Source organism: Vibrio sp. Vb0888, from assembly GCF_033338835.1.
GTDB classification, from domain to species: domain Bacteria; phylum Pseudomonadota; class Gammaproteobacteria; order Enterobacterales; family Vibrionaceae; genus Vibrio; species Vibrio alginolyticus.
Genome location: NZ_JAWOTL010000001.1, coordinates 199,616 through 214,202 on the forward strand (window position 1 = coordinate 199,616; position 14,587 = coordinate 214,202).

Annotated in this window: 17 protein-coding genes and 2 pseudogenes; 6 read left to right on the top strand and 13 right to left on the bottom strand. The window is 42.8% G+C overall.

What is annotated here, in order from left to right:
• Positions 1 to 6: 6 nt before the first annotated feature.
• Positions 7 to 468, top strand: a complete 462-nt coding sequence (locus tag R7P72_RS00960) for a carboxymuconolactone decarboxylase family protein (protein ID WP_047104117.1) — start codon at positions 7 to 9, stop codon at positions 466 to 468.
• Positions 469 to 572: 104 nt separating this feature from the next.
• A complete protein-coding gene (locus R7P72_RS00965; protein ID WP_213907022.1) occupies positions 573 to 1,313 on the top strand; it encodes a helix-turn-helix domain-containing protein in 741 nt (246 codons plus the stop codon).
• 119 nt (positions 1,314 to 1,432) lie between these two features.
• Here R7P72_RS00965 and R7P72_RS00970 read toward each other — a convergent pair whose 3' ends face one another.
• The 6 genes and pseudogenes from R7P72_RS00970 to R7P72_RS00990 all read right to left on the bottom strand — a co-directional run bounded on the left by R7P72_RS00970 (position 1,433) and on the right by R7P72_RS00990 (position 4,882).
• Positions 1,433 to 1,927 (bottom strand): YcxB family protein, encoded by a 495-nt coding sequence (locus tag R7P72_RS00970; protein ID WP_005388773.1) that lies wholly within the window; start codon positions 1,925 to 1,927, stop codon positions 1,433 to 1,435.
• Between the two features lie 223 nt (positions 1,928 to 2,150).
• Positions 2,151 to 2,411, bottom strand: a complete 261-nt coding sequence (locus R7P72_RS00975; protein ID WP_005376453.1) for a DUF5062 family protein — start codon at positions 2,409 to 2,411, stop codon at positions 2,151 to 2,153.
• Between the two features lie 82 nt (positions 2,412 to 2,493).
• Positions 2,494 to 2,718 (bottom strand): annotated as a pseudogene (locus R7P72_RS00980) (Low-specificity L-threonine aldolase); the annotation flags it as partial.
• A gap of 52 nt (positions 2,719 to 2,770) precedes the next feature.
• On the bottom strand, positions 2,771 to 3,631 hold the full coding sequence (locus R7P72_RS00985) for an immunity 49 family protein (protein ID WP_017820972.1): 861 nt from the start codon (positions 3,629 to 3,631) through the stop codon (positions 2,771 to 2,773).
• A gap of 282 nt (positions 3,632 to 3,913) precedes the next feature.
• Positions 3,914 to 4,021 (bottom strand): annotated as a pseudogene (locus R7P72_RS26350) (threonine aldolase); the annotation flags it as partial.
• Positions 4,022 to 4,882: an immunity 49 family protein gene (locus tag R7P72_RS00990; RefSeq protein WP_017820973.1), complete on the bottom strand. Its 861-nt coding sequence runs from the start codon at positions 4,880 to 4,882 to the stop codon at positions 4,022 to 4,024.
• Between the two features lie 355 nt (positions 4,883 to 5,237).
• On the opposite strand from R7P72_RS00990, the gene R7P72_RS00995 reads away from it, so the two are divergent.
• The 3 genes from R7P72_RS00995 (at position 5,238) to R7P72_RS01005 (ending at position 8,671) form a co-directional block, all read left to right on the top strand.
• Positions 5,238 to 5,852, top strand: coding sequence for a PolC-type DNA polymerase III (locus R7P72_RS00995; protein WP_017820974.1), 615 nt, complete (start codon positions 5,238 to 5,240; stop codon positions 5,850 to 5,852).
• Positions 5,853 to 6,025: 173 nt separating this feature from the next.
• Positions 6,026 to 7,786 (top strand): ABC transporter ATP-binding protein/permease, encoded by a 1,761-nt coding sequence (locus tag R7P72_RS01000; RefSeq protein WP_017820975.1) that lies wholly within the window; start codon positions 6,026 to 6,028, stop codon positions 7,784 to 7,786.
• Positions 7,787 to 8,278: 492 nt separating this feature from the next.
• On the top strand, positions 8,279 to 8,671 hold the full coding sequence (locus R7P72_RS01005) for a hypothetical protein (protein ID WP_005376463.1): 393 nt from the start codon (positions 8,279 to 8,281) through the stop codon (positions 8,669 to 8,671).
• A gap of 40 nt (positions 8,672 to 8,711) precedes the next feature.
• Here the strand turns inward: R7P72_RS01005 and R7P72_RS01010 are convergent, their stop codons facing one another.
• From R7P72_RS01010 to R7P72_RS01025, 4 genes are all read right to left on the bottom strand, one after another.
• Entirely contained in the window at positions 8,712 to 9,716 is a 1,005-nt protein-coding gene (locus R7P72_RS01010) for a metal-dependent hydrolase (RefSeq protein WP_017820976.1), read from the bottom strand.
• A gap of 328 nt (positions 9,717 to 10,044) precedes the next feature.
• A complete protein-coding gene (locus tag R7P72_RS01015; protein WP_005388759.1) occupies positions 10,045 to 10,503 on the bottom strand; it encodes a hypothetical protein in 459 nt (152 codons plus the stop codon).
• Between the two features lie 93 nt (positions 10,504 to 10,596).
• Entirely contained in the window at positions 10,597 to 11,625 is a 1,029-nt protein-coding gene (locus tag R7P72_RS01020; protein ID WP_017820977.1) for a phospholipase A, read from the bottom strand.
• A gap of 226 nt (positions 11,626 to 11,851) precedes the next feature.
• Positions 11,852 to 12,355 carry a DUF2938 domain-containing protein gene (locus R7P72_RS01025; RefSeq protein WP_005376471.1) on the bottom strand — a complete coding sequence of 168 codons (504 nt, stop codon included), beginning with the start codon at positions 12,353 to 12,355 and terminating at the stop codon, positions 11,852 to 11,854.
• Positions 12,356 to 12,439: 84 nt separating this feature from the next.
• Between R7P72_RS01025 and R7P72_RS01030 the strand changes: the two genes are divergently transcribed.
• Positions 12,440 to 12,847 (top strand): helix-turn-helix domain-containing protein, encoded by a 408-nt coding sequence (locus tag R7P72_RS01030; RefSeq protein ID WP_031778925.1) that lies wholly within the window; start codon positions 12,440 to 12,442, stop codon positions 12,845 to 12,847.
• 72 nt (positions 12,848 to 12,919) lie between these two features.
• On the opposite strand, the gene def is transcribed toward R7P72_RS01030, so the two are convergent.
• From def to R7P72_RS01045, 3 genes are all read right to left on the bottom strand, one after another.
• Positions 12,920 to 13,426 (bottom strand): peptide deformylase, encoded by a 507-nt coding sequence (gene def / locus R7P72_RS01035; RefSeq protein ID WP_005376474.1) that lies wholly within the window; start codon positions 13,424 to 13,426, stop codon positions 12,920 to 12,922.
• 234 nt (positions 13,427 to 13,660) lie between these two features.
• A complete protein-coding gene (locus tag R7P72_RS01040; protein WP_005376477.1) occupies positions 13,661 to 14,125 on the bottom strand; it encodes an ABZJ_00895 family protein in 465 nt (154 codons plus the stop codon).
• A 32-nt stretch (positions 14,126 to 14,157) separates the two neighbouring features.
• Positions 14,158 to 14,487, bottom strand: a complete 330-nt coding sequence (locus R7P72_RS01045) for a YceK/YidQ family lipoprotein (protein WP_005376478.1) — start codon at positions 14,485 to 14,487, stop codon at positions 14,158 to 14,160.
• Between the last annotated feature and the right edge of the window lie 100 nt (positions 14,488 to 14,587).

The following is a 14,587-nucleotide window of genomic DNA, read 5'->3' on the forward strand; positions in this document are numbered from 1 at the left end:
ATGACCATGAAAAAACGACTCAACTATATTGAAGTAGCGCCAAAAGCAATAGAAATCCTATACGCTCAGGAAGCTTACTTCCATGAACAATTTAGCCAATCAGAAACTATGAACATGATCATATGGGAACTGGTTAAGTTACGCATATCGCAAATCAATCAATGTGCATTTTGTATCGACATGCATAGTAAAGATGCGCTTAAGTTAGGTGAAAAGCCGGAACGCATATGGGGGCTTAGTGCATGGAAAGATATGCCATTCTACAGCGATGCAGAACACGTTGCACTAGGTTGGGCTGAATTACTAACTGCTGGCCTACCAGTAGATGATGATAGCTATCAGCTGACCTTGAATACCTTTGGAGAAGAAGCTATGGTCAACCTAACAATTGCGATCAACGCGATCAATAGTTGGAACCGAATAGTTAAGGCATTTAAGCCAAAGGTTGGAGTCTATAAACCTCGATAATTCTATTTGACGGTTCTTACTTGTAAGCCACTGCTTATACCTCAACTTAATAGGATGAAAAGTACATGTGTATCACTTTCTCATTTAAGTTGAGGTTAAATAGGATGATTCATTTGAACTTAGAATTTGATATTTTAAAACCTCAAAAGGCTTTAGCTGGCTATGTTCAAGCCATTTGGTCAGCATCCGTCAAACCTGATACGACGCAAACCGTACGTAAACAATTACTCAGTGATGCTGGTACAGGTGTGGTATTCATTTTACAGAATGAAGTACAAATAGATGGTGAGTGGCAGACGCCGGGGGTTGTCCTACTGCCTATAAGCATTCTGGCACATCAGGTCTGCCTACCGCCAGGCGCGGTGATGACTGGCGTACGCTTTCATCCTGCTGTTGGTTATCAACTATTTGGTAAACGTCTAGAACAGCTATTGCGGATTCAAGACGACCACCCTTTGGCTTCTTCTGCACTAGCAACATTTGAGTCTCTGCAAACAGCTCGTTCGGCATATGCAAGGATTTCTACGTTATATCGCTGGGTTCAAACACTGATTGAGGAATATGAACCGCAGTATGTCGGCCACATTATTGAACAACCTACAGGGACCATCAGTCAGCGCCAGAGAGAGCGCAATTTTCAGAAATGGTTGGGGATTACTCCTAAACATTACCAACGCATTAAACGAGTGAAGCACACTTTAGAGCAACTCCGAGCGCAACCCGATCTTACTTTATCGGAATTGGCGCTGGAGCAAGGCTTTTCCGATCAAGCACACATGACTAGAGAGTGTAAGCAGATTGCGCGCATGACACCGAAGCAGTATGTCCGAAAGAGAAACCTCTAAGCCTTATTAGCTTTCTACATCAAACCCAATTGATTCAGAACCGACGATATACTTGCTACAATGTTCGATCATATATCACCTACTTTTTAGAACGCTCATTCCAGCTTGATATGAGCTGGTTAGCTCGCTTTTGATGCCGCGTGCTGCTCTACCATAAACGCGATCACTTCTTCGTTTAAGCAAGATTTGCTGATGTATTGGCGTTGTTTACCAAGGTGAAGGATAAAGCCCAAATCAGTTTGTTCGAGTTGGTCGATTTCATTCCAAGCGAGGCTGCGGTCAACTTTACCGCTTTTGTAGCGCACGCCATCTGCATTCACTTCAAACACCACTTTACTGCCGCGGCTTGAGCTGATGGTTTGACGCCACAGCCACCAAGTTCTTTTGAAGTAAACGCTGCACGCTTCAATCACACTCAATACGATAAAGAACCAACCGACGTAACCGTTAGGTAGCAGTTCAAACTCCAATAAAACCACACCAAAAATTAGAAAGAGGATCCCTTTCAAATACGCTTGCGGGAACTTAACTGGCTGGCTAGTTTGATCATAACACTCAGCAAAAAATGGCTTGTCGAGTGTGTATTCTGTAGTGAATTCGAAATCTTTAGACATGTATGGTTACTTCAAGGCTTCTGTAAATGAGTATTCTTGGTTGCACTCTTGCAACGCGAGCATTGTAGCGCTTCTCTGGCTTTATCTTTAGCCCTTTTGATGCTGTTTTGTAAATCAATGATAACGAAACATTAGAAGACCTCGGTGCACTCGCCAAGATCAAACAAGGCGAACCATTTGGCTCGCCTTGTTAATTAATGACCTATATGACTTATGAGGTTTTCTACTTTAGAGGGTCGTTGTCTGGCAATGCACTGTGTATCCAGACTGCCAGTCGGTGTTTGATGCTTGCGCCGTCTAGCTTGCTTTCCGGTAATGGGGTGATCTGTTTGGCATCAACCAAGAATAGGTAAATCGCTTTTACTCTTAGAGGTTGTGGTGACTGAGGAAGGTCAAAGCCTTGTAGCTTCGCCATCTTCCCACCAATCTCTAGTGCCTTCTTAACCAGTTTGTCTTCATTGTGAAGTTTGGAGCTTTTTGACATTGATAAATCCTCTTCTTCGCTTCAATTAAGAATACATGAAGTGTCGCGTATGGCGTGTTAGTAAGCTCGCATATTGATAAGTTTATGCCTTCTTACCGAGTAACTGATTGAAAAACGACCTTAATTCGTCATCACCAAGATTGAGCAGGTAGTCACCAATATACCATTCAACAATCGATTGATTTGGATGTGCCGTGACTTGCGGGTTACCAAACCAAATGCCCTTTTCCGTGGCAAACGTGTGTTGGAGTTCTTTCAACTCTTCGCAGCTAAATGGCAGGATAAGGTGCAACATGTTTGCTCGAGGTGCTGCCGAACGGCATTGCTGCAGACACTACATAAGGTGTTCTATTAATGATTTATTTAGAACAAAGATCCTGTTCACCGTAAACGAGCCATTTCGGCAAATATGCGGTTTCTGGAATTGTCCAGCCATACTTATCGTATGCCAATGCAGCAAGACCAATCAGTTTCAAAGAAACATTCCCTTTTGGCGAATAACGAACATCTTCATTCATGTAGAACTGGTAATGCGCCTCTAACGCATCTCTCAGTGCTTCTTGATAATGCGCCTCATCGCCATCGATAATGGCAACAAACACATTCACAAATGGAATAAACAAAGAATGTACATAGGGCACTCTGGTTGATTCTAAGTATTGCGGAGAAGATTTCTCCATCACAGTTTGCAATAACTCAGGTAACGCTGATGAATTGCTAAATACACCGTTAACGAACTCGACTAGCGCAACATCGAATGGATCTTTTAAACGCACTAACGACTCATCCATGATGGTCATCAGCTCTACGCCGCGCCAATCTCTCGCGGCCATCGTTAAACAGATTTCATCCAACCAAGCATCCATCGTTCCCCCTGCAACAGAACGGTTACCTACTTCCGAAAAATGTCGGTGCCCAACGGAGAATTCAACAACTTGCTCTGAATGATTGGCCAGCAAGTACACGTTATTCAGTAACTCAAGCGCCCTTTTTATGTAAGCTGGCGAGGCCTGATGTTGTCCGAATTCGGAAGCGGTGAAGAATGCCTCAAGCGAATCCCAAGCATCGCCTTTCATTCTTTTAAGAGGTTGCTGATAAAAAGATTGTTTTTCATCAAGCATTTTTTCCCAAAAACTATAGAAACGTTCGTCTTCTTCACGAAAAATACGCAATTTTCTTTCTTCAGGTATCTCTAAATAGTGATTTTTCATTGGTTCCATCGTTCCCTAGCCTCGCATTATAAGTTGTTCTAATTTTTGCCGTGATGATAATCATCCTCAAAATCAAGCATTGAATGATGCCGAAGTTGTTTTATGAAATCAATTTATAATCAGTATCTTATATCGAAAAGCAATACTTAATTGAAATGAATCGAAAAGCCGCCTGTGTCCAGTTAGTTGTTTTGTAACAAGGTTTCGGCATAAGGCTACGATGATTAACTGATGTAGCCGATCAGATCGTAACTTCCTGATTTAGTTCCATCGAATTACGCAACAAAGCCCAATGATCTTGTAGATTTGTTTTGTTCGCTCAAACAGAGCCCGCAGCTGCGCCAACCTTTCATCGAACGGCATTGCCGCAGACACTACATAAGGTGTTCTACTAATGATTTATTTAGAACAGAGATCATGCTCACCGTAAACGAGCCACTTTGGCAAATATGCGGTTTCTGGAATTGTCCAGCCATACTTATCGTATGCCAATGCAGCAAGACCAATCAGTTTCAGAGAAACATTTCCTTTTGGCGAATAGCGAACATCTTCATTTATGTAGAACTGGTAATGCGCCTCTAACGCATCCCTCAGTGCCTCTTGATAATGTGCCTCATCGCCATCGATAATGGCAACAAACACATTCACAAATGGAATAAACAAAGAGTGTACATATGGCACTCTGGTTGATTCTAAGTATTGCGGGGAGGATTTCTCCATCACAGTTTGCAATAACTCTGGTAACGCTGATGAATTGCTAAATACACCGTTAACGAACTCGACTAGCGCAACATCGAATGGATCTTTTAAACGCACTAACGACTCATCCATGATGGTCATCAGCTCTACGCAGCGCCAATCTCTCGCGGCCATCGCTAAACAGATTTCATCCAACCAAGCATCCATCGTTCCCCCTGCAATAGAACGGTTACCTACTTCCGAAAAATGTCGGTGCCCAACGGAGAATTCAACCACTTTGTCTGAATGATTGGCCAGCAAGTACACGTTATTCAGTAACTCAAGCGCTCTTTTTATATAAGCTGGCGAGGCCTGATGTTGTCCGTATTTTGAAGCAGTGAAGAATGAATCAAGCGAATACCAAGCGTCGCCTTTCATTCTTTTGAGAGGTTGCTGATAAAAAGATTGTTTTTCATCAAGCATTTCTTCCCAGAAGTTGTAAAAATCTTCATCTTCCTCACGAAAAATACGCAATTTTCTTTCTTCAGGTATATCTAAATAGTGATTTTTTATTGTTTCCATCGTTCCCTAGCCTCGCATTATAAATTGTTCTAATTTTTTGCTGTGATGATATTCATCCTCAAAATCAAGCCGTGAATGATGCCGAAGTTGATTTATAAAATCAATTTATAATCAGTATGTTGTATCGAAAGTTAATGCTTAATTGAAATGAATCGAAAAGCCGAAAAACATTTGAAATATAAGGCTACCGCACAAGCCGCGATGGGTAAGCCAGAACGTACCTGTCCATAAACAGTGGACGACGAATACTGACTTTGTGGAGTAAAGATAGACAGATATTCACCATTGTGTTCGCCTTTCTTTTTCTGTCGCTTTCGATAATACTCTTGCGCAATATTACTCAGCTGGAAATTTTATGCCTCAAGCAAACTCTGTGGTCGTACTCGACTTTGAAACCACAGGTCTCTCTCCTACTTTAGGTGATCGCGCAATAGAAATTGGTGCAGTAAAGTTAGTCAATGGCGAGGTTGTCGATAGTTTTCAGCAACTCATGAATCCCGGTTTCAGAGTGAGTTCTTTCATTGAGAACTACACCGGCATTACCAACAATATGTTGCGATCGGCACCAAGCTGCGAAGAGGTAATGGCGTCATTTAGTGAGTTCATTGCTGGCGAGAACCTTATCGCTCACAACGCGTCCTTCGATAAACGATTTTTAGATGCAGAGCTTGAACGAATCAACTGTGGTTATTCGGGTGAGTTTGCTTGCACCTTACTGGTGGCAAGACGGCTCATTCAAGATGCCCCATCACATAAGTTAAGTGAACTTGTTCGCTATAAAAATATCGACAACGACGGCGTTTTCCACCGTGCACTAGCCGATGCGCAAATGACAGCCAAGCTTTGGCTCTTAATGGTCGAAGGGATAGAAAACTCAGGCGTCGAAAAACCAAGTTTTCAGTTGATGCAAACGGTCAGTAAAACAGCCAAAGGAAAAGTCGACCTGCTACTCGCCAAAAGCCGTGCGTAACCCCCTCCGAACTAAAAGCTGATTCTAGCCTCTTAGACGTTTAAGTGATTTTCGATATACATGCGATATTGGTTATCCCAGTTAATTTCCTAATCCGAAAGCGGCAGTTCGCTGGTCTCACCAACCAAACTGGCTTACTATGCCAGGTACCTAAAACGCTTTGTGAGTCACTCATGAGCAGAAAAAATAACAAAAATCTCAGCATTCTTCTTAAACTCAACACCTTTATTGCACCTTATAAATGGCGGGTTGCGGCAGCCTTGGTTGCCCTTGTCGCGACAGCAAGTTTGACGTTATCCGTTGGCTATGGAGTGCGCATTCTTATCGACCAAGGCTTTGCTCAGCAATCATTGCAAGAGCTCACCAATGCGATTCAGTTTATTGTCGGTGTCACATTGTGTATTGCCATTGGGACTTTCTTTCGCTTTTACCTTGTCTCTGCCGTAGGTGAGCGCGTTAGTGCGGATATTCGCCTTGCGGTGTTTAACCATGTGATTACGCTGCATCCGAGCTATTTTGAGACTAACAGTAGTGGCGACATAATGTCGCGCCTGACTACCGATACCACATTGCTGCAAAGCATTATCGGTTCATCGTTCTCAATGGCGATGCGTAGCGCTTTGATGTGCTTTGGTGCCATCATTATGTTATTCGCTACCAACGTTAAGCTCACGCTGATTGTGCTTGCTTCTGTGCCTTTGGTTTTGGTACCAATTTTGTTTTATGGACGACGTGTGCGTGCGCTCTCTCGTCAAAGTCAGGACTCAATGGCTGATGTTGGCAGCTACGCTGGAGAAGCGATAGAACATATTAAAACCGTGCAAAGTTTTAGCTCAGAGTCGCATGAACAAGCGGCTTTCGCTGTCGAGGTGGAAAAAGCTTATGAAATAGGCAGACAGAGAGTAAAACAGCGCGCGATCCTGATATCAGGCGTTATTGTGATTGTGTTCAGCGCGATTTCAGGCATGCTTTGGGTAGGCGGCAGCGATGTGATTCACGGAAAAATGTCTGCGGGTGACCTAGCCGCATTTGTGTTTTATGCCATTATGGTTGCCTCATCGACTGCAACCATTTCCGAAGTCATGGGTGAATTGCAAAGAGCCGCAGGTGCTACCGAACGGCTGATTGAGATCCTTCAAGTAGACAGTGATATTAAAGCGCCAAGCAACCATTTGCCTGTCCGTTCCGACATGCCTGCTGAGATTAACTTTAATTCGGTGAGTTTCAACTACCCTTCTCGCCTAAATCAACCAGCAATCAAAGAATTAAATCTAACCGCTGAACAAGGAAAAGTACTGGCGTTAGTCGGCCCTTCTGGTGCAGGTAAAACAACACTATTCGAACTGCTGCAACGATTTTATGACCCACAGCAAGGGCAAGTGTTATTTGGTGGTGAAGATATTCGACAGTTCGACCCAAACGAACTTCGACGTCAAATGGCGCTCGTACCACAACAACCAGCGCTGTTTAGCCATGATGTTTTCCATAATATTCGCTACGGTAATCCTAAAGCGACGGATGAACAAGTTATCGAAGCCGCGAAAAAAGCCCATGCCCATGAGTTTATTGAGAAGCTTCCCGAAGGCTATCACAGCTTTTTAGGCGAGCGCGGCGTTAGGCTATCGGGCGGACAAAAGCAGCGCATTGCGATTGCTCGCGCGATTCTAAAAGATCCAAAAATCTTACTGCTAGACGAAGCTACCAGCGCCCTTGATAGTGAAAGTGAACATCACGTTCAGCAAGCACTTGAAGCTCTAATGAAAGGACGCACAACGTTGATTATTGCTCATCGTCTTTCGACTATCCAACATGCGGATAAAATTGCGGTGCTCGACAATGGCGAGTTAGTCGATGTTGGTAACCACCAATCATTAATGCAAAGCTGTGAGTTGTATCAGCGACTTGTGGCATTGCAATTTAAGCACTTGGAGTAACGCCTAGTTAAGCGTTCAAAAGTAAGCAAAGGCGGACCAAATAATTTAATAACAGGAGTTTAACGATGTTTTTGTGTCAGTCCAGCGAGCCTTGGCGAGACTAAGAATCTAGCTCTGAGTGGTTAATGAGATAATTTAGACCATGAAGAGCTAGGATAGAAGATCCCACATCATGTCCCATCGTCGCTGTACAAGGTGACGAAATACAAAAGATGCCACTCGCAGTTAAACGAGCGGCATTAAACCAAGCAGCTCGCCTTTTAACAAAGGAATTCCAGTAAGAATCCAGTAACGAGCGTATTCTCCCTTCAACTAGAAACACTCGTTCACAACTACCATATAAAACCCAATCAACTTCATTTGTAACAATTAAGGTTTCAAAAATAGGAAATCATTACTGAAAAAGTTTACCGCGTTTTGTGTTGCTATCTATGGTTACAATGCTTGAGACATCAATGCCTTCAAACCAAGCAACACAAAAGCGGCACCGATATGAACAGCGAAGCGAAACAACTATTTTCTTATCTATGTCAGCGATACGATGCGCTTTCTCAAGAGCTTGAGTCTCGCCCTTTTCCTGAATTTTCTGAGACTATTACTCATCCTCTTGGGCACTGTTTAGTCCGTTGCCCAGCAGGTAGCCAACGCTTTTCTATTGTAGCAGTCAACTTTGCACCCTCCGTTCGCGGGCAAGGCGTGCTTACTGCATTTATCGACTACATCAAAAGCAATCCTTACCACTACCAAGGTGTTGAGGTTGCAATCATTGAAAACAAGAACTTAGCTAAACGGCTTTTGTCTCTTGGCTGGAAGTACAAGTCCCTGTTTGGCAAGATTTTCTTCGCTAGCAAGCCGACCCTAGTAAAGGACTTTCAGTCTGCGTAATAGTTATTACGAAACCGCATCGACATCCAAAGTAAAACCATCACTCAAAATCCGTAAGCATGTTGAAAAAAACTTGGCGATCTTCTGCAGTACTTCCTCGATGAGCAGTGTATTCAACGTGCGCGTCTGCGCTGGCTTTTGGGGATAGATTGATGCCCCATAACGCATTAATTTGGTTTGGTACGATGGAATAACGCATATCAACAATTCGCATTTCATTATTCGGATCCGTCGCTACAAAACCGTTTGAAAACCAACGGAAACGTTCGATGTCTCTTGCTTGTTGCGATTGCGGGTTTAGCCACGGAAATTGCTCTTTTATATTTAACTTTGGAGTTGATTCGCCAGGGTAAATTTTTATTGAACGCCCCACCCTTACGGCATCTACATAGTAGCTCTCTTCCGTTTCATAAATTAGTTTCCAAACCAAAAGATTGCTGAAACTTGGTTTGGCTTTTAATTGTATAGCGTTGTGTTGTCGCTCTTTGACGATTTCCCAACCAGCTACTTCTGCTCTATCTCGTTGTATCGTTCCAAGACTTAGGTAAGCCAGGCACCATAAAAATGCAATGCGGGCATAGTTTGGGCTTCGCTTCAGTGCAACAAACAAAAGCAATATTAAAATAGGGAGTGTGAACGCGGGGTCGATTACCGAAATAGTGTTCCAAGCATAACGCGTGTTGCTTATCGGCCATAGAAGCTGTGTTCCATAACTGGTGCATGCGTCTAATAACGCATGGGTACTATAACCAAGCGCGCAGTAAAACCAACTCTGCCGGAAGCTTAGTCCTCGCTTTTTTGCGAACAATGGATACAACAACAAAGCACAAATGAAACTACCAAACGGGATAAACAAGAGCGAGTGAGTAAATTGGCGATGGTATTCCAAATACAGCAAAGGATCAGTTGAAGAACGGATTAGCACATCTAAATCCGGAGCCATCCCAGAGACCACGCCCAACACGCCAACAACTGCAAGGTTTCGCTTGTTGCTCACCGCCAGTGGCAAAGCTGCACCCAATAAACCTTGCGTTAACGGATCCATCGTTCACTTCCTTTAGATAGATGAAGCTCAGCTGGAAAGCGTACACGCTCAATAGTCGGTTCCAATTTAAAAACCAGAAGGTTCTTCGACATAAATTATCCGCATTTAAGTGGAAAATAATACACGACTTAGTCATGCATTTGCTTGTTTAGCAACAAACACCTTGATTTAGTGTAAGAAGGAATCACGCCGTTCGCTAGTGAACGAACAAATCTGAGTCTAGGCTTGTTTGGTATTTCAAACCCGAAGGTTTATCTGACGCGAAAAAACAAGGCGATCCAAATGGCTCGCCTTGTTTCTAATTTACTGAACGATAAACGACAGGTGTTTAGTCTTGAGGATTCTCTTTCGCGTTGATTTCAGCGTAAGTGTGCAGCAGCTCCGTCAATGTTTTTACCCACGCAAAAACATCCGAAGGTGCATTTTCGATTAGTTTTTCCACTAGCGCACAGTGTGTTTCTAGCGTGATGGCCTCTTCCAAACGGAATGAGATCGCGTAGAAATGCCAAAGCACCAATCGCGTCATTCGCTCGCTATTTTGCTTTGCGTTGTCTGAGTCATCAAACGCTTGTTGAATTTCACTCAGTGCGATTGCTGTCATGCGTAGCATTGCATCAAGACGTGCAGACAACATGCGGTCTTCACTATCCACTTCTTCTTGATCAAAAGTGAACAGCTCATTCATCACGTCTTCTGGCACCATTTTACTGATCATACGAGCACTAAACTCTTCCAGCTCATGGCGAGGCATAGTTACAAGACAATCGAAGGTGTAATCACGAAGCATAAAATCACTCTAGGTTAGAAATCAATTTCAGCCTCGCATTCTAAATATTGAAATTTCAATTGCCAGTGTTAATTTCTATCCATCTACGAAAAACTACAAAACACCGTTGATTGCAATACCAACACCAATCCGCTGCTGATTATGATCATAGTCGATCAAGCTCTTACCATAACCCGCTGAGTATTGTGCGTACCCCTGAACTTTGCCCCAAATCGGAAATGACACACCCAGTTCTGCAAAACCCTTATGTGTTTGAAAGTTCTGGCGACCTAAAAAGGTAAACTCGTAACCATTCCACTTGTAAGCACTCGATAGCTCAAAGTGTCCCATATAGTCTTCGATATCCGGGTTATCATCACCTTTGGGATCATTAGGCGATGTCTTTTCATCTTCAGGTATACGCCACCAAGGCTGGATAGAAACCGCAAAATTGTCTTTTGCAAAGGTTAAGTTGGCATAGACACGGTTCCAACTGCGCGATAGCTCCTGTCTCTGACCGTTAGACTCATGTTCAATACCAAAACCTAACCAAGTCGAACCATCAAGTGGTTTCCAGTCTGTTGGGGTGTAGTAAAAAAGCTCTGGACGATAATTGGTTTCACGGAATGGACGAGATGCTGCACCCGTGTATACCTGCCAAAATGATTTAAGAGTCATTCCAAAAAACAGACCATCTCCATCAAACAACAAGTCATCATAGTTCATTGGTACTTTAAAACTGATTTGGAACTCCGCCTCTTCCTTACGCAGTTCATCGCCGTATTTGGTGTCGGCATACGCGCGTTTATTTACACGATCACTGTATGTAAACGGAAGAATATAGTTAACGCGATGCGCGACTAGGCTAAACGGTTCGAACGCGTTTTCTCGTTCTGATTCCAAACGCTTGTCGACCAAACTTTCCTGAAGTTCTTCAGGCTCTTCAATTTCTGGATCTGCGGGCACTGTGCTGGTTACTGTGTCAAGCTCACACTGCGCGCGAATGCTCTTTATGGTTTCTTCACCTTTGCTTTGCTTTATTTTGTCTAGCAAACATAAATCATAAGCACTGGCTGTTTCTCCCATCGCAACTGGCGCTGCCAATAAACTCAGTATTGATATCCCTGCCACTTTTGAAGCCATCTGAAACCCTTAATATTCTTTATGTCAAACCAGATAATTTTAGTTTTTCTTGGTAAACCGCTTGCCATTCTGACGTTAAGGCAATGTTAAATGTCCGCCGACTTTACGTCTTGGATAAATGCAACAGACTTTAGACATATCGGTCAACTATGATCAAAGCGCAAAAAACAACCAAGAGTTGAGCATCATAGATAAAAGCCACTCGTTTGCATGATGCTCATGTTCTCTATGCAAAATACTGGCTCGTAACTTTGATTGCAAACCCGGCTATGAATAAACCCAAACCATAACCCAAATGCGCCAATGTGCTAAGAAAACGGGCTTTCCAAGGTGTTGGGGTTTTACTCGCAGCAAAACCAAATCCTAGACAAGGTTGAATGACCAAAAATGGGAAGATCAACGTTACCACGCCTGTAATTAAGCTGGGCATTAGACTGGGCTCTACCAACCAATGATGACCAAAAACAGTAACGTGAGCCAAAGCGAAAGTAACGCCGATGGCATAATGCAAAAACCAGCCAAGTGACTTTTCTCCCGGCATCGCCTCTGACGCCATAATTGGCGCATGCATAAGCTTTCCTTGGGGCATGTACAAAACCCAGCGCGCAACCAACGCATAGTTTAATGAAGGAATACCAAACACTCTCCTTTGTAACCATGCCCATAAATCCATTATCAAAGTGGCACCAATCCCTATTAGCACCGCTTGCAATCCCATTAAAAGCAGCATTTTTCTCTCCTCAAGTTTTTGATTTGTTAAGGTCTTAGTTGCATGCTACAACTTAAAGCCAACTTGAAGTCAATGGGGAATAATATGGATATTGCAGAAGTGGTTAGAAAATCAGGATTGCCGACTTCAACGCTCAGGTACTACGAACAGCTGGGGTTAATTCGCTCGATAGGAAGGAATGGATTGAGACGCCAATATTCACCAGAGGTACTCAATACACTCAATTTAATTAGTTTGGGGCGTATCGCTGGAATATCGCTTAACGAAATGGCAGAAATGTTGAATCAATCAGAAGTTTCAAAGCCATATATCGATCGTGACTTACTAACGAAAAAGGCACTTGAGATTGATGAGCAAATAAAACGTTTGAAAGCGGTGCGAGACAGCCTAAACCATGTTGCCACCTGCCCTCATGAGTCACATATGGACTGTTCTTCATTTCAGAAGCTTATGAAGGTCGTAAAGCGTTATGTCCCCCAAAAGCAGAGATAAACCGCTCTCCCTACCGTCCTATTCTTGATTTACAAGGAAGTAACTCGCGGTTGTGAGTTACTTCCTTTCATATTACTTAGCTTGCGATTTTACGTACTTCTTCACTTTTTTCATCGCCATTTTTTGCTTCAGCGGTGAAAGGTAATCAATAAACAAGTTACCCGATAGGTGGTCAATTTCGTGCTGCATCACAATCGCCAAGAACTCACCGCTCTCAATTGTAATCGGGTTGCCATCACGGTCTAGTGCAGAAACAACAACTGACGTGTAACGCTCTACATCTGCGTAGTACTCAGGAACAGATAGGCACCCTTCTTGACCAAGTGCTTTGTTTTCTCCGCTCACCACTTCTGGGTTGACTAAGATTAAAGGATCATTGCGTTCGTCAGAGATATCGATGACAACAACCGCCTCTTTTCTGCCCACTTGGGTTGAAGCTAAACCGATACCATTGCCCGTTGCGTAAAGTGTTTCTAGCATATCGTCGATCAACGTTTGTATTGTCGATACATCAGTGACTTTTTCTGCTTTTACTTTAAGCCTTGGATCAGGAATTGAGAGAATTTCGAGGACTGCCATACTTACCTTTCATATCTATAAATCGTAATTCGTGGCGAATTATACACACGTTTCTCGATACATAAACCTGCTAAGCTATCTTGCGCACAAGGCATAAACCATTAACTCAAACGACAACACAATAAATGGGTTTGCCTTTTAAACAAAAAATCCTACAAACAGGAAACTAAAACGCCAGCACATTATGGCTGGCGTCTTGTCATGATCCTAATTGAATCGTTTGTTGTATTTTATCTACTGACTTTCCTTGGCTTTGAGTAACACTCTAATCGCCATTTTCTCACCACTTTTTAAAATTAAGTAGGCGATGCCAATCGTTAGTAGCATTATGATAGCAATAAAAATACTTACCCCACCGAGCTCAGATAATAAATAAAACGGAGAAATATCTAACGACATTAAGATAAGAGAGAACACTACCAAACTTGCTAAAGTCCACAGTAAAACAGCATACCATCTTGTTTTTGATGGCATTACATCTCCAGTCTTGTAGCCGAAGTAATAACCAACACTCATGGCTGGGATTAACGTGCTAAGAAAGCCTGTACCACTCATTTCTATCCCAACAATATATTCAATGGCCAACAGCAATGCAGCCCAACAAACGGACGCCAAACACAACAGAGACGTAACAAGAAGTACCGATGGTGGCTGGTTCATTTCTGATTCTGAATAGTTACTTTTTAATTCCACTTTCATTTCTTTCCATTTATTTGAATAAAATAAGCGTTTTAGATCATGCTTCCGCTTGGACAACCTAGAGAAACAACACCGCCATAACTCGTTGTTGGCGTAACTACCATGACTAAATCAACAGGAAGAAACACAACGTCCGTTGCTAACGACAAAGGAATGTCAATCAATGATAGTGGGTATAACGCGATAGAAGTAATATCAGATCTTAAATAGCAAGGTTGTCGTGCGACTGATAACGCGGTGCCTGAAAACGGCTTTCCGTATCCGCCACCAGCATGCGCATCTATAGATGAACACCCCACCATTAAAGATGCTGACACCACAAGAAATACAACTTGTAGCTTTTTAAATAGTTTTATTTTCATTTAACCTAGATTCCAACTAACTGTTATTTTTTAAAACTAAACCCTCTCTCTCAAATTGTATATTCAATAAGTTTACTCATATGGGCCCAGTGCAACCATG